The 16,129-nt window shown below is 57.6% G+C and carries 12 protein-coding genes and 1 tRNA gene; 12 read left to right on the forward strand and 1 reads right to left on the reverse strand.

The features are described 5' to 3' along the window. Window positions 1-320: 320 nt before the first annotated feature. Genes BAD_RS01605 through BAD_RS01620 form a run of 4 tightly spaced genes read left to right on the forward strand, consistent with a single transcriptional unit; the run spans window position 321 to window position 6,538 of the window. The gene (locus BAD_RS01605; RefSeq protein ID WP_011742807.1) at window positions 321-2,363 is read left to right on the forward strand and encodes a right-handed parallel beta-helix repeat-containing protein; all 2,043 of its coding nucleotides are present in this window, start codon (window positions 321-323) and stop codon (window positions 2,361-2,363) included. 1 nt (window position 2,364) lies between these two features. Beyond that, a complete protein-coding gene (locus BAD_RS01610; RefSeq protein WP_004220042.1) occupies window positions 2,365-3,504 on the forward strand; it encodes a glycosyl hydrolase family 8 in 1,140 nt (379 codons plus the stop codon). Continuing rightward, complete coding sequence (locus BAD_RS01615) at window positions 3,501-5,090, forward strand: glycoside hydrolase family 43 protein (protein ID WP_041777241.1); 1,590 nt, start codon at window positions 3,501-3,503, stop codon at window positions 5,088-5,090. Before BAD_RS01610 ends, BAD_RS01615 begins: the two co-directional genes overlap by 4 nt. After that, window positions 5,087-6,538, forward strand: a complete 1,452-nt coding sequence (locus BAD_RS01620; RefSeq protein WP_011742809.1) for a carboxylesterase/lipase family protein — start codon at window positions 5,087-5,089, stop codon at window positions 6,536-6,538. Before BAD_RS01615 ends, BAD_RS01620 begins: the two co-directional genes overlap by 4 nt. A 565-nt stretch (window positions 6,539-7,103) precedes the next feature. Here BAD_RS01620 and BAD_RS01625 read toward each other — a convergent pair. After that, a tRNA-Ser gene (locus BAD_RS01625) sits at window positions 7,104-7,191 on the reverse strand. A gap of 226 nt (window positions 7,192-7,417) precedes the next feature. On the opposite strand from BAD_RS01625, the gene dinB reads away from it, so the two are divergent. The 8 genes from dinB to rpsI all read left to right on the forward strand — a co-directional run bounded on the left by dinB (window position 7,418) and on the right by rpsI (window position 16,094). After that, a complete protein-coding gene (gene dinB / locus BAD_RS01630) occupies window positions 7,418-8,749 on the forward strand; it encodes a DNA polymerase IV (RefSeq protein ID WP_050731441.1) in 1,332 nt (443 codons plus the stop codon). A 38-nt stretch (window positions 8,750-8,787) separates the two neighbouring features. After that, a complete protein-coding gene (locus BAD_RS01635) occupies window positions 8,788-10,155 on the forward strand; it encodes a CapA family protein (RefSeq protein WP_229037194.1) in 1,368 nt (455 codons plus the stop codon). A gap of 78 nt (window positions 10,156-10,233) precedes the next feature. Continuing rightward, complete coding sequence (locus BAD_RS01640; RefSeq protein ID WP_011742812.1) at window positions 10,234-11,223, forward strand: D-2-hydroxyacid dehydrogenase family protein; 990 nt, start codon at window positions 10,234-10,236, stop codon at window positions 11,221-11,223. Between the two features lie 59 nt (window positions 11,224-11,282). Further along, entirely contained in the window at window positions 11,283-11,921 is a 639-nt protein-coding gene (locus BAD_RS01645; RefSeq protein ID WP_003807921.1) for an IMPACT family protein, read from the forward strand. Window positions 11,922-11,966: 45 nt separating this feature from the next. Beyond that, the gene (locus tag BAD_RS01650) at window positions 11,967-12,629 is read left to right on the forward strand and encodes a hypothetical protein (RefSeq protein WP_011742813.1); all 663 of its coding nucleotides are present in this window, start codon (window positions 11,967-11,969) and stop codon (window positions 12,627-12,629) included. 69 nt (window positions 12,630-12,698) lie between these two features. Continuing rightward, window positions 12,699-14,861, forward strand: a complete 2,163-nt coding sequence (malQ, locus tag BAD_RS01655; RefSeq protein ID WP_041777242.1) for a 4-alpha-glucanotransferase — start codon at window positions 12,699-12,701, stop codon at window positions 14,859-14,861. Between the two features lie 271 nt (window positions 14,862-15,132). After that, on the forward strand, window positions 15,133-15,582 hold the full coding sequence (gene rplM / locus BAD_RS01660; RefSeq protein WP_003807927.1) for a 50S ribosomal protein L13: 450 nt from the start codon (window positions 15,133-15,135) through the stop codon (window positions 15,580-15,582). Window positions 15,583-15,602: 20 nt separating this feature from the next. Beyond that, window positions 15,603-16,094, forward strand: coding sequence for a 30S ribosomal protein S9 (gene rpsI, locus BAD_RS01665; protein ID WP_003807930.1), 492 nt, complete (start codon window positions 15,603-15,605; stop codon window positions 16,092-16,094). The last annotated feature ends 35 nt before the right edge of the window (window positions 16,095-16,129 follow it).

The raw sequence follows: 16,129 nt of genomic DNA on the forward strand, positions 1-16,129 counted from the left end.
GATAACGCTATTGCCGGGGACAGCGTAAATAGTTTTTGCAGTTAATCGTGTTTGGGCGGAAGCCTGTAATTTCCTGCGTTTGGAATACTTAAATCTATTCGAAAGTTTCGTAAATAGTTGCATATAGAACTTTCGTAACAAAAAATTTAAGCATTTAGTTAAGCGATTTGACTTTCTTGAAAGTCAAATCATATAATCAAACAGTGCTTTGGCTGAAATGCTAAAGCATTTACGAAACATGAAGATGTGTGTTCGTGCATGTCGCTAAGGGAGAAAGACTTTGTATTCCCACATCCGATATTGGATAAGGAGATGCAGCAATGAAGTTTGAATACCATGTCAAACCAACCGGCAACGATGCTGCGTGCGGCGACACGGAGCATCCGTTCGCCACGATTTCCAAGGCCGCGCAGATGGCCTCTCCGGGTGATACGGTAATCGTGCATGAAGGCGTATACCGCGAACAAGTCAATCCGAGACGCGGCGGTCTGAGTGAACATGAGCGCATCACCTACTGCGGAGCCGAAGGCGAAGCACGGCCGGTTATCAAAGGCTCGGAATGCGTGCAGGGCTGGACGGAATTGGCCGATCATCCGCATGTGTGGACGGTGGTGCTTGATAATACGATGTTCGGGGATTTCAATCCATTCGCGACCCCGATTTTCGGTGACTGGCTGGAAATGCCCAAGTTCGGCAAGGATCCGGACAAACATCTTGGCGATGTGTATCTCAACGGTGTTTCCTTCTTCGAATCGACGACGTTGGAAGGCGTATACGATCCGCAGCCGCGTGATACGGATGAGGATTTCGCGTTGAAGATTCCCTGCCCCGTGCCGGATGTGGACCGTACACGTTATGTATGGCATGCCGAAGTGGACGAAAATGCCGGCACCACAACGATCTGGGCGAATTTCCAAGGTGCCGATCCGAATGAGGAACTGGTGGAGGTCAGTGTTCGTCGCACATGCTTCTTCCCTTCCCGCAACCATGTCAACTACATCACCGTGCGTGGCTTTGAAATGGCGCAGGCCACTGGAGATTGGGCGCCGCCTACCTCGCAGCAGTGGGGCATGATCGGCCCGAACTGGTCGTATGGCTGGATCATCGAAGACAACGTGCTGCATGACGCCAAATTCTCCGCGGTGTCATTGGGCAAGGAAATCTCATCCGGCGACAACGAGTGGGCGAAAACCGAGCGCAAGACCGGTTACCAGTACCAGTTGGAGGCCGTGTTCAAGGCCCGTCGCATCGGCTGGGAAAAGGGGCTGATCGGCGGTCATATCGTACGCAACAACGACATCTACGAGTGCGGACAGAATGCCATCGTCGGACATATGGGCAGCGCATTCTGCCGTATCGAGCATAACCATGTCCATCACATTGCGTTGAAGCGTGAATTCTTCGGATGGGAGGTCGCTGGCATCAAATTCCATGCCGCATTGGATACGGTCATTGCCAACAACAACATCCACGACTGCTCGCTGGGCATGTGGATGGATTGGCAGACGCAGGGCACGCGCATCACGCGCAATGTGTTCCACGATAACGTCCGTGACCTCATGATTGAAGTGAGTCATGGGCCGTATCTGGTGGACAATAACGTTTTTGCCTCGCCGGTGATGTTCCAGAACTGGTCGCAAGGTGGTGCCTTCGTCAACAATCTGATTTGCGGCGGCATTGAACCGCATACCGTCCCCGACCGTTCCACGCCGTATCACTATCCGCACACCACCGAGGTGGCCGGGTGCGCTGTGGTATCCGGCGGCGATGAGCGTTGGCTGAACAACATGTTCGCGCCGCAACCGGTGAAACCGACCGTCGGTGAATATGGTTTGTCCGCCTACAGCGATTGCCCGATGTCGATGCATGAATACTTGGAACGCCAGCGGGCCATGTGGGCAGATCCTTCGCAGGGTGGTGGCGAGCGCAATCCTCTGCAGTCTCTATACGCGGGCGGCAACATCTATCTGTCCGGCGCACAGGGGCTGAACAAGCAGGAAGGTGCGGCCGACGATTCGGAGCGCATGCAGGAGGACGCCCCGTTCTTCGGCGGCACCGCCTCCACGAGCGTTGCATGTGATGAGCCCATGCCGGTGACATTGGTCGAAGAACCCGATGGACTGTACCTGCAGTGCACTGTGCCACAGGCCGTCACCGATACCAGAATGCAGGTCGTCACCAGCGATATGCTCGGCGTGCCTCGCATCGTGGAGGAACGCTATGAACAGCCCGATGGCAGTGACTATGTGCTGGACACCGACTTGCTGGGACAAGCCTTGACGGCAACGGAACGCAAGGCCGGGGCGTTGAATGGTCTTGTCTCCGGAGAGAATCACATCCGAATTTGGGAATGGAACAACTGATATGACAAATGCAACCGATACCAACAAGACATTGGGCGAGTCCATGTTCGCACAGTGCGGATATGCCCAGGACGCCATCGATAAGCGCGTGTCACAGGTCTGGCATGAAATTTTCGAAGGTCCGAACAAATTCTATTGGGAGAACGACGAAGGTCTTGCCTATGTGATGGACACCGGCAACAACGATGTACGTACCGAGGGTATGAGCTATGCGATGATGATCGCCTTGCAATACGACCGTAAGGACGTATTCGACAAGCTGTGGGGCTGGGTAATGCGTCACATGTACATGAAGGACGGTCATCATGCGCATTATTTCGCATGGTCGGTCGCGCCGGACGGTACGCCGAACTCGAATGGTCCTGCACCTGACGGCGAGGAATATTTCGCGATGGACCTGTTCCTCGCCTCCCGTCGCTGGGGTGATGGCGAGGATATCTACGAATATTCCGCATGGGGACGCGAGATCTTGAGATATTGCGTTCATAAGGGCGAACGCTACGACGGCGAGCCCATGTGGAATCCCGACAACAAGCTCATCAAGTTCATTCCGGAAACCGAGTGGAGCGATCCGTCCTACCATCTGCCGCACTTCTATGAAGTATTCGCCGAAGAGGCCGACGAAGAAGACCGTCCATTTTGGCATGAGGCAGCCGCCGCAAGCCGTCGCTATCTGCAGGCGGCCTGCGACGAGCGGACCGGCATGAACGCTGAATACGCGGATTATGACGGAAAGCCGCATGTCGACGAGTCCAATCATTGGCATTTCTATTCCGACGCCTACCGTACTGCGGCGAATATCGGACTGGATGCAGCCTGGAACGGTCCGCAGGAAGTGCTGTGCGACCGCGTCGCCGCGCTGCAGCGATTCTTCCTGACCCACGACCGTACTAGCGTCTACGCCATCGACGGCACCGCCGTGGACGAGGTCGTGCTTCATCCGGTCGGATTCCTGGCCGCGACCGCGCAAGGCGCACTTGCGGCGGTGCATTCGGCCCAGCCCGACGCGGAGCATAATGCCCGTGAATGGGTGCGCATGCTGTGGAATACGCCGATGCGAACCGGCACGCGTCGTTACTATGACAACTTCCTCTATGCTTTCGCCATGCTGGCGTTGAGCGGAAAGTATCGGTATGAATGATGATTACCTCAACTAATCCTATGGTCTACACGGATTTTCCTGATCCAGACATCATCCGGGTCGGGGACGTGTATTACATGGCCACTACGACTATGCATTTCACACCCGGGTGCGATATTCTGCGCAGCTATGACCTAGTGCATTGGGAATTCATTGCGCACGCATTGAATATCGTGGCGGATACCCCTGAAGAACGTTTGGAATGTGAAGGTGCCAACGCCTACGGTCGAGGCATGTGGGCGCCGTCACTGCGTTACCATCGGGGCACCTGGTATGTGTTGTTCGCCGCCAACGATACGCATACCAGCTATCTGCTGACGGCGGACGATCCATGCGGCCCATGGCGAAAGCGTGAGCTTGACGGCTTCTATTACGACAGCGGACTGTTCTTTGACGACGATGATCGAGCCTATGTCGTACATGGGCAGTCGACATTGCGCATCACGGAGTTGAATCCTGAATTAAGCGGGCCGATGCCGGGTGGGCTCGACCGGGTCATCGTGCAGGACGATCCGCAGGCTGACCTTGGTTATGAGGGCAGTCACCTGTACAAGCATGATGGACGCTATTACGTCTTCACCTGTCACTTCCCGCAAGGCAAGGGCAAAACAGAAGCCTGCTTGATGGCCGAATCCTTGGATGGAGCTTTCGAAGTGCGTGAAATTATCGAAGACGACCTGTCCTTCCACGGTTACGGAGTCGCGCAAGGCGGTATGGTGGACACTCCGGACGGCGACTGGTATGCATTCATGATGCAGGACCGCGGCGGTGTGGGACGCGTGCCGATACTGATGCCGATGCGGTTCGGCGAGGACGGATTCCCCGTCGTCGGCGAGAACGGCAAAGTGCCGCAGTCGGTCAGCGTGCCGGCTGCAAGCTGTGCCGAACCTGTCACGCCCATCAACGGCAGCGAATTCATAGCCCGGTATAACGCCGAAGGCGGAGTCGATGCCAACTGTCTGCAGCCATACTGGCAGTTCAATCACATCTCACATAACGAATACTGGTCACTGACGGAACGTCCGGGAGCATTCCGCCTGCATTCCGGACGCATCAGCTCGAATCTCAATCATGCATGGAACACGCTGACGCAGCGCACGATGGGGCCGGTGACGGTGGCCGAAGTCACCGTCGACGCGTCGACATTGCATGATGGCGACTTCGCCGGATTGGCGGCGTTCCAAGGATGCTATTCCTACATCGCGCTTACGCGAAGGAACGGCCGCACGATGCTGACCGTCCAATACAAGCCGGCGAATGACGATTCCATCTTCTCCGATAATGATTGGGACAGTCCAGCCGTAACGGATGCGGAAATCATGGCGGATGCGGATTGCATGCGTCTGCGCGCGGTATATGATTTCACCGATTGCAAGGATGAAGTGACGTTCTTCTACCGCGATGCGGATACGCCGGAATCCGAATGGTGTCCATTGGGGACAGCGCACCGGATGATCTTCAAAATGGATCATTTCACAGGTTGCCGTATCGGATTGTTCCTGTATTCGACAAAAGAGACCGGTGGAATCGCCGATTTTTACGACTTTGCGTATTCGACGCCGAATACGAAGGAAAGAGAGCAATGAAGCGACAGGTCATAGTGGCGCAAGGAACTGTCGAAGGCTTGGCGGCTGAGGATCAGGGCATCACCGTGTTCCGAGGAGTCCCGTTCGCCCAGCCTCCCGTCGGCGGTCTGCGCTGGCGTGCGCCGCAGCCGGCCTTGCCATGGGATGGTGTGCTGCAAGCCTTCGATTTCGGGCCTACCGCGATGCAGCCGACGCCGGGCGCCTCCGATGATTTCTATGATCGTGAATGGGGCACCGATCCGGCCGTGCCGATGAGCGAGGATTGCCTCTACCTGAATATTTGGACTCCGGCATTACGCGGATATGGCGCGGATAGCATGGTAACTTCCGAAAAGCTGCCGGTCATGGTCTGGATCTACGGCGGAGCCTATCAATGTGGCGGCACATTTGAAAAGGAATTCGACGGCACGCATCTCGCCGCGAACGGCGTCGTTGTGGTCAGTGTGGCCTATCGCCTGAATGCATTTGGGTTTATGACGCACCCTTTGCTTCATGAGGAGGCCGTAGAACGCGGCGACGGCGAACCATATGCGAATTTCGGATTCCTGGATCAGCGTGCCGGAATCCAATGGGTGAAGGAAAACATCGCGAAGTTCGGCGGAGATCCGGAAAACATCACGGTTTTCGGCCAATCGGCCGGTGCCGCCAGCGTCTTGGCCCAGATCTGCTCGCCGATGAATCATGGCCTGTTTCAGAAAGCCATCATGCAATCCGGCGCAGGCTTAGGGTATTTCAATGCGCGGCAGGACACGCTGGAGCATGCGCAGGCCAACGGAATCCGTCTGTTCGAAGCATTGGGTGTCTCCACGCTGGAGCAGGCCCGTGCAATCCCGGCCCGAACGGTATTGGAAGCCGCCGAGTCCCTGCCTGTTCCACCGGACAGCGGACGTGAAGATGACTGGTCGATGATCGTCAATTGGGTGCCATGCGTGGACGGCCTGTTCCTTCCCGATCAGGAGGAGCGTATCGTCGAGGGCTGCAAGGCCAACAACGTCGACATGCTGGTCGGCAACACGACCAATGAGTTCATCGCTTCGACTGAAGATGGGAAGCCTGTGCATGTCGGCCAGCTCGGCAATCTCACGCTGATTCGCAAATGGACCGCAAGCGGTGGGACCGCGCCATACTACTATCATTTCGATGTCGCCATGCTGGGGGATGATGCCGGAGCCTTCCACTCGTCCGATCTGTGGTTCTCCTTTGGAAGCCTTGCGAAATGCTGGCGTCCGTTCGTTGGATGGCATTACGATCTGGCAAGGCGAATGGGGCTGTACTGGACCAATTTCGCCGCCAATGGCGATCCCAACGGAACGGACCGTGACGGAACGCCGCTTCCTGTATGGGATCCTTGCATCGGTGAGGAATGCCCCGCCATGCATTTGTGCCAAGAACCGGGCATGCGGACGGATTGGCTTACCGAAACGGATCGAAAAGCATTCGGCCTGTGACGGCATGCCGTTGATGTATAAATGCTGATATGTAAACAGGGACGGTCTTTGTGGATCGTCCCTGTCGCATAATGGTTTGCCGTTGCACGTGCAGGAGGATTTCGAGACTGATTATCCGACTTTTCACCGTTTCCGTCGTCTGGTTCGTCGGTGGCATCTCGCGGAGGCTCGGGCCATTAAAGACCCTGTTCGGCGTTGTGCAGGCTAGGAGCTGTTTGAAGTGTTCTAGGCCGGACGTTTCGCCGTATAGGGGCGTGTCTGCGTGGATTCCGTCGGATGTGGCGTCTCAATTGTTGGACGTTGCGGTGAGCGTGAACGGGGGTGATTATGAGGAAGACTGAACCCCCGCTCATGACCATTGCCGACACGATGGCCTATTTGCAGTGCAGTCGTCGGCTGTCTTGTTGGGTACCCAACTCGGGTACCTTGCTGGGTACCGGAAATGTTGGCATTGGCGTACATTTCCGTACATTCTCTGTTTGCGCCGTATGTCTTGAAATCGTTGGTATTCCGCCGTTTTGGCATGAAAAAAAGGGCTTCCGGATTTCTCCGAAAACCCTCAAGGCGGAGTCAGAGGGATTCGAACCCTCGAGCCGCTAAACACGACTAACACCTTAGCAGGGTGCCCCTATCGGCCACTCAGGCATGACTCCACTGTTGCGTTACGACGCAACAGCATGTAACTATAGCATCTATCCGCGTGCGAAACACCATATTGTGAAAAAATGAGAGAAAAACGTGTGGTGATGTCAGTGGGACTCGAACTCGTGAGCCGTGTCGAGCGGTCTCATTGATATGCGACACGCCGGTATGCCCGCAGGTTTCGCCATATTCGAACATTTGTTCCAAAACTGCCGAATCGTTGTCTATCATGGAATCATGAGCACGGCACCAAGAATCGCAGCGGCCAAACGTGACTGGGGTCACGATGAGGTCGGATGCACGGTGCTGCATATCGACATGGACGCTTTTTTCGCATCCCTCGAAGTGGCGCGGCATCCGGAATACGCCGACAAACCGGTAATCATCGGCATCGGCAACCGTTCCGTGGTGTCCGCGGCGAACTATGAGGCACGCAAATACGGCATCAATTCGGCGATGGCAAGCTCCCGGGCAAGAAAACTATGCCCGAACGGCGTCTTTCTGCCGGTGGACATCCACTACTACCGTGAGATGTCCCGACGTATCTTCACAGAGGTGTTCTCCCGCGTCACCGATCGCATCGAACAGGTTTCCGTGGATGAATGCTATATGGACGTCTCCGGCGCGCTGCTGCGGTGGAAAAGTCCCCGCGCCATCGGAGCTTGGATACGCGATCAGGTCGCCAGACGGTACCACATCACCTGTTCCGTCGGCATCGCGGCGAACAAGCTTGTCGCCAAAATGGCTTCGACCAATGCCAAACCGGATGGCATGCTCATGATCCCCGTGGCCAGACATGCCGAATTCGTGCAGATGATGCCGTTGCGTGGCATACCTGGCATCGGTCCGTCCTTGGAGAAACGACTGAACGCATGGGGCGTTGATTCCGTGGCTGACTTGGCGAAGATGAGCATGGAATCGCTTGAGCAGGCGACGGGGTCAGCCATCAGCGCGCGCGGGTTGTACATGGCGGCACGCGGATTGGATGACCGCCCTGTCGCACCGCGTGCGCAGGGGAAATCCGTCGGCGCGGAACGCACGTTCGACAAGGACACCCAAGACATGCGGCAGGTGACATCCATGCTCCGCTGGTGTTGCGATGATGTGGCCGGCACGCTGCGCAGACGAGGGTTGATGGCGCGTAAGGTCATGGTGAAGCTGCGATTCCCGGATTTGAGCTATGCGACGAAAGGACATACGCTGGACTGTCCGACGGATGCGGCAAGCATGCTGTATCCGCAATGTGTCGCATTATTGCTGGCCATGATGGGCATGCCGGAAAGCTCTATCGACGCCATTTCCTTGACCAGACCGGTGCGACTTGCCGGCATGAGCGCGGGCGGTTTGGTCGAAGCGGCGGATGCGGCGGTTCAGCTTTCGCTTGATGACATGCTTGAAGAGCAGAACGAGGCGCAGCGGGGTCGTGGAACGGATACCGAACCGTCGACCCAATCGGAACGGCTACGCGGTGCGGAAGCGGCATTAGACGCGGTACGGCTCAAATACGGTAAAGGAAGCGTGCGTCTTGGCATATGGCGTACGGGGCCATCAGGTAATCTTGAACATTGAGAGTGATGTGGAGCATGAGAAGAAACAGGGGGAGTGCCATGAGATACAGGGACAAGGCGGTGCATGCCCGCAACCCGGAAGTGCTGGTTGCAGGGCGTCGCAGGCTGGCCATCGTCGCAGCCGTCGTGCTTGTTGTATTGCTGGCGGTAGGTGGGTGGTTCCTGACGCGGTGCTTGCATTCATCACAGTCCCAAGCCGGGCAGGGGGCCGCAACGCAGATGGACGTGGCCAAGCAGAAAAAGCATGTGGTGAAAAAGGCCGAGCCGAAGGAACATCACGGCAATTCGCCGGACTGTCCGGATACCGATTGCATCGCCATGATGGTCAATGGCGATCTGCTGTTCCACCCTGGTCTGTGGGACAACTTCGCCGGTCCCAATACCGCGGCGACGGACGGTACGGCCTATGACTTCACCAGTCTGTTCGAACCGATGCGCAAGTACATCGATGCCTCCGATATCGCGGTGTGCGAATTCGAAACGCCGATTGCGCCTCGCGGTGGCCCCTACACCGGGTATCCGGTGTTCAACATTCCCTCGGAGGTCGCCGACGCGGCCGCCAAGGTGGGGTATCGCGCATGCACGCATGCGTCGAACCATTCGTGGGATCAAGGCGCGGATGGCATCACACGCCTGTGGGATACCCTCGACCAGGACGGCATCGCACAGACGGGCTCCTACAAGACCGAGGAAGACTCTACCAAACCGCTGGTCATCGATTCCCCGACCGGTGGCGGCAAACTGGGCCTGATCGCCGGTACCGTGTCCCTGAACGCGCAAACCCCCGATTATGATTGGCGCGTCGACCGTCTGCGCGAGAGCGGCGATCCGAACCATCAGGCCGACATCGACAAAGCCGTGGCCAAAGCCAAAGAGGCCCGTAAACAAGGCGCCGACGTGGTGGCCATCGCCATGCATTCCGTGCAGGAATATCTTGACTACGCCGACTCGTGGCAGCAGTCCGAAGCGCATGAGCTGGCCGACACCGGTGCATTCGACGTCATCTACGGTGCCGGATGCCACTGCGCGCAGCCCGTTGAGAACTACAACGGCACATGGATCATCTACGGTCTGGGCAACGCGGTGACGGTCACGTCCTACATTCCAGGCAACGAGGTCAACAACCAAGGCGTGACGGCCCGCGTCCAATTCGCCGGCAAGAAAGGCGTGGCCGGCTCATGGCGGGTCAATCGCATCGATTGGGTGCCGACGGCCAATGTGCGTCAAGGCCAATACCAGTGGTGTCCGATTTCGGACGACCATCCGGATGGAGCCTGTTGGAACGAAACAGAAGATGCCAATCAGAGACAACGTATCTGGAACGTGATCTATTCCATGGGCGCGGACCAGAACGTGGTTCGAGAGTGGAACATCACCGCAGAACAAGCTGGTTCATCTGGAAAGTAGTTTCCCGTGGCAGAATATGCCTCGTATTCGTTAATCGACCTGTATGGAGCGTTTCCGCTCGTGATGTGAGGTAAAGATATGGATGGAGTTTTCGAGACCCAGCCGGACCGTACCGACTTGCCGCTGGTGGTCATGCCGGTGGTCATCGAATCGATGATCGGACCGTTCAAACAGAACTTCACGATGCTCGAAAACGTGGCCCGCGTGCGCATGTACGAGGATTTCACACTGGACGAGGACACCATCGTGGAACGCTGCAAGGATGCCGACGCCGTCATGGTCATCGGATTCCACTGCGCCGATGCCATCCTCGACAGGCTCGACGCCAAGTGCTATGCGTTCGGAGGCACCGGCGTCGCCAGCTACATCAATCTTGAGAAAACCAAGGAACGCGGCATCCGCGTCTGCAACGTGCTGCATTACGGCGATCACGCCGTCGCCGAGCACGCCATGGCGTTGCTCATGGAACTGACCAGGCACGCCGGAGCGCTTGATATGCAGGTCAAGCAAGGCGATTGGGACGGTGCCGACGGTTTCGAACTGTTCGGCAAGAAGCTCGGCATCATCGGACTCGGCGGCATCGGGCAGACCGTGGCCGGCATCGCCAACGCTTTCGGCATGAAAGTATCCGCGTGGAACTCCCACGTGCCGGCACAGGTGTTCGAGAACCTGAATGTCACTCCGGTGGAAGACATGAACGAGTTGATCTCGAATTCAGACGTGGTCAGCGTGCATATGCCGTTGCTTGACTCCACCCGTGGCATCATCACGGCGAAGAACCTCGACGCGTTGCGTCCGGGAACCCTGTTCGTCAACACCGCCCGCGCCGAAGTCATCGAACCCGGCGCACTGCTCGCAAGACTTCAACGCGGAGACATTCCGGCGGCCTTGGACGTGTTCGATCATGAGCCGCTTGCCGCCGACGATCCTTTGTGCAAGATTCCCGGCATCGTGCTCACCCCGCACATCGCATGGCGCACCGACGGCGCGTATATCGGCATGACCAAGCAGGTGGTCCAATCCATCGCCGCCTTCTTCAAGGGGGAGGAATTCAACGTCGTCGTCTGAAAAAATAACCGGGAAGCAGCATATGCGCGCGGTCGGTGAGGTTAGGTAGGTTGAACAGCATGCAGACCATACTCGATTCCGCCGATCGGCCGGCGCACGACGCCTTCGTCGAAAAGAAATCGGAATTCATCGGAGACGCCTGTCATATCAGCTCGTTGGATGAGGCGCTCGCTTTCGTTCAGACGATCCGTGACCAGCATCCGAAAGCCCGGCATGTCGCCTATGCCGCGGTGTGTGGTGGATCCGATGGACGTCTTGCGGAACGCATGAGCGATGATGGCGAGCCGTCCGGAACCGCCGGCAAGCCCATTCTCGACGTGCTGCGGGCAAACGAAATGACTGATTGCGTGGTCGCGGTCACACGGTATTTCGGCGGTATCCTGCTTGGTTCCGGCGGCCTGATTCGTGCGTATTCCACAGGTGCGTCAATTGCGGTCAAGGCTGCTTCCAAGGCGAAAATCGTACCGTGCGGCGAATATCAGGTAACTCTTGATTATCCGCAGTTGGGCAGCTTCCAGAATCTGTTGTCAACGGTGGAAGGCGAGCAGACCGACGCGCAGTACACTGACCGCATCGCCTTGACTGTGGTGGTTCCGCAGGAACAGGCGAATGTCTTCGAATCCCGAGTTGTGGAAACTTTCAACGCCACGGTCGTTCCGCAACTGGTGGGCACGTCCAACCGTCCGGTCAAAGTATGAGTTCACGTTGTGAGCCGCATGCATATAGTGTCGTAAGGTGAAAATATGAGTGATGAGAACGAGCAGCATGAGAATGATTCGCAGGCCGACGCCTCGAACGCCGATGAGACCGTGGATTTCGAGCCGTTGACCGCCACATACGAGCGGCTCCGGCATTCCACTGATTCCGCCGCATTAAGCGAGTTCGCCAGACGTCCGCTGCCGGACCGGAGCGACCAGGCGGCGTTCTCCCGTGCCACCGCATTGCTTGAGGCTGTGGCCGGCAACGCGCATACGCCGGTGGAGGACCGCGTCTTCCTTGCCGAAACCATGCCGTTCCCGAACATTCTGGTCAAGCTTTCCACCGACGAGTCTCCTGAAGTACGCAAAGCCGTTGCGGGAAACGCCGATGACAAGAACTGGCTGGTGGGCCGACTGACCAAGGATGAGTCGCCCGAAGTGCGTGCCACCGCGCTGCGCAACAAACGTACGTCTTGGAAAATGCGTCTTGAAGGCGCCGAAGATTCCACCATGGATTCCGACACGCTTGATTTCCTGGGCTCGTTGGGAACGCAGGTCGAACCGGACGCTCCGGTGGTGCTTGCGACCATGGTGCGCAGGGCCGTCGCCTTGAATCCGAATGTTTCCGATCGGATGCTCCAGCAGTTGGCGCAGGACGCTTCAAGCGACGTGCAGAAGGCCGCTCAACGGCAGCTTGCGGAAAAATAATTGCATACGTTGTCATTTTTATGAGATTCCTGCGCGTGGTGCGCATGTTTTGGTCCTAGACTGGGAACCATGACAGAACAGACCGAAAACGCAACGCGTCTCGCCCGTCCGCTCATTCGTCTGGCAAAGCTGGTGGGTGTCGCCACCAGCTACGTCGGTATGAGCCATGATTACCACGAAATCGAAGACGATGTTCTGGTGGCGGTGCTCAAGGCGCTTGGTATTGACGCTTCCAACGATGAGGCGATCAACCAGTCCATCACATCCATCAAGTCCGAACGCGAAACGCGCGTGGTGGCTCCCACCGTGCTGCATATCGTGGGCAAGGAAAGCAAGGTGGAGGTGCACGGCGGCATGTTCGATGTGCCGGAAGCCTCCATCACGCTGGAAAACGGCAAGCAATTCACGGGCAAAATCTCCCATGAGGGCGGTGAGAAAATCGCCCATGAGATTGATAGCAGCTTCTTCTTCACGTCGTATCTCGTCCTGCCCGCCGATCTGCCCGAAGGCTATCACACCCTCGAGGTCACTGTCGGCAACGAGGCGGAGACTGCAACCGTTATCAGCGCTCCTGAGAAAATCGAACTGCTCGATGATATGAAGAACGGCTCCCTGTGGGGGTGGATGAGCCAGCTGTACTCCATCCGTTCCAAGGGATCCTGGGGCGTGGGAGACTTCGAAGATCTGAAGACCATGCTGGTCGAGGCCAAAAAGAAGACCGGCTCCGACTTCATGCTTATCAACCCGATGCACGCCGCGGAGCCGGTGCCTCCGCTGACGCCATCGCCGTATCTGCCGATTTCCCGCCGTTTCATCAATTTCAGCTACATCCGTCCGGAGTCCATGCCGGAATATCTCACGCTGTCCCACGAGGACAGGGCTGAAGTCGATGCGCTGCACGAGCAGGTCGAATCGCTGAATGACGACGCGCGGCTGATCGATCGCGACGCCATGTGGCGCGTCAAGAAGCATGCGCTGTGGGTCATCTACAAGGCCGGCCGAACCAAGGCTCGCCAGGCCGAATTCGACCGTTACCTCGCCGAATGCGGAGACGAGATCGAATCCTACGCCACCTGGTGCCTGTGCTACGACAAGTGGGGAGCTCCCTCCGACGACGCCGATAATTGGGTGCGCAAATACAACCGTGATTCCGAAGAAGTCGCGCAGTTGCGTGAGAAGTTCCCGGACACCCTTGAGTTCTACCGCTGGCTTGAGTGGGTCGCCACCGATCAGTTGCACGCGGCGCAGCAGGCCGCCCGCAAGGCCGGTATGAAGATCGGCATCGTCGCGGATATGGCCGTCGGCGTGCATCCGGCAGGATCCGATGTGTGGTGGAATCCGGAACGCTTCGCCAAGGGCGCCACGGTCGGTGCCCCGCCGGACATGTTCAACCAGCAGGGCCAGGATTGGAGCCAGCCGCCGCTTAACCCGATCGCCCTCGAACAGACCGGATTCAAGGTGTACCGGGATATGGTGCATGACATGTTCGCCAATGCCGGTGCGGTGCGTATCGATCATATCCTTGGTCTGTTCCGCCTATGGTGGATTCCGGAAGGCAAGCCCGCCACTGATGGCACATATGTGCATTACGATTCCGATGTCATGCTCGGCATTCTCGCGCTTGAGGCTTCCCGCGCTGGTGGCGTGGTTGTCGGCGAGGATCTGGGTGTCGTGCCGGCCTATGTGTCCAAGTCGCTGTCCGAACATGGCATTCTCGGTTGTGCCGTGGAATGGTTCGAACAGATGGACGGTGTGTTCCGCACTCCGAAGGATTGGCGTCCGTACGCACTGGCGTCCGTCAATACGCATGACATGCCTCCGGCGGCCGGTTACCTCGAATATGGCCACGTCAAGTTGCGTGAGCAGCTCGGCCTGCTGTCCGGTCCGGTGGAGGAATTCCAGAAGTCCGCAACCGCCGAGCACAATGCCATGCTGAACATGCTGGTCGAGGAGGGCTATCTCGACAAGGCTGCTCTGGATGACGAAGCCGCCAACGAAAACGAGATTGTCGACGCGCTGTACCGTGGTCTGAAAGGTTCGCCCTGCAAGCTCATGGCCGCCTCCATCGTCGACGCGGTCGGTGAGAAGCGCACGCAGAACCAGCCGGGCACCAATAACGAGTATCCGAATTGGCGTATTCCGCTGGCCGATGGCGAAGGCAACGTGGTGCCGCTCGAAAAGCTCTTCGACGAACCGCGTCTGCAAGAGATCACCGCCATCATGCGTGGCTGATCTTCTATAGGCGATTCCATGGGGTGTCCACAGGTCCGACGGTCTGCGGACACCCTTGTTTTTCGTGTTGCCGAATGTCAAGGCAGGCGATATACTAGTAGACTGTTGTGTTTCCCTACGGGGTCCTTCAAAGCGCTTTTCCCACTCGCCATCGAGGACTTTCAGGGAGCCCACGGATAATGAGACCTGAAAAACGGCATTATTCCGCGCCCAACCAACGCGTGTAATGCTGATGGATGGTCCGGAACACAATATATAGAAAAGGTACATCGTGAAAACTTTCACTCCGAAGCCAGCTGATCTGACTCACGACTGGTACGTCATCGACGCCACCGACGTGGTGCTCGGTCGTCTCGCCACTCAGGCGGCAACCCTGCTGCGTGGCAAGAACAAGCCGACCTACGCTCCGCACGCCGATTCCGGCAACCACGTGATCATCCTCAACGCCGACAAGATCGCTCTGACCGGCAACAAGTTGGGCAAGGAACTGTACATGCACTCCGGTCGTCCGGGTGGCCTGCGTCGCGATAGCTACGCCCAGCTGCTCAAGACCAACCCCGAGCGCATCATCAAGTCTGCCATCAAGGGCATGCTGCCGAAGAACCGTCTGGCCAAGGTTCAGCTGGATCGTCTCCACATCGTTCGCGGTGCCGAGCATCCGTACGCTGGCATGAAGCCGCAGGTTTTCGAGATCGCTCAGGTCTCGCAGCAGGCTAAGTGAACCGAAGGGAGATAAGAAACATGGCTGAAAACACCAACGACTCCGCGGTTCTCGAGACCGAAGAGGAGCTCACCTCGTACACCACCGAGACCAACGCTGGCGCTGGCACCGGTACTTCCACCATCGCTCCGGGCTACGGCACCGGTCGTCGTAAGGAAGCCGTCGCCCGTGTTCGCCTGGTTCCGGGCACCGGCAAGTGGACCATCAATGGTCGCACCCTGGAAGAGTACTTCCCGGCCAAGCTGCTGCAGCGTGAGGTCAACTCCCCGATCGTTCTGCTCAAGCTCGAAGGCAAGTTCGACGCTATCGTCCTCGTTGACGGTGGCGGCACCACCGGCCAGGCTGGCGCAATCCGCCTGGGCGTTGCCCGCGCTCTGAACGCTATCGATCGTGATGCGAACCGCGCCGCCCTGAAGAAGGCTGGCTTCCTGACCCGCGACGCCCGCGTCGTGGAACGCAAGAAGGCTGGTCTGCACAAGGCACGTCGCGCTCCGCAGTTCTCGAAGCGCTAAAGCTTACAGCAAGCTTTATTCGAAACCCCTCGGAA

It is taken from the genome of Bifidobacterium adolescentis ATCC 15703, assembly GCF_000010425.1.
Taxonomy (GTDB): domain Bacteria; phylum Actinomycetota; class Actinomycetes; order Actinomycetales; family Bifidobacteriaceae; genus Bifidobacterium; species Bifidobacterium adolescentis.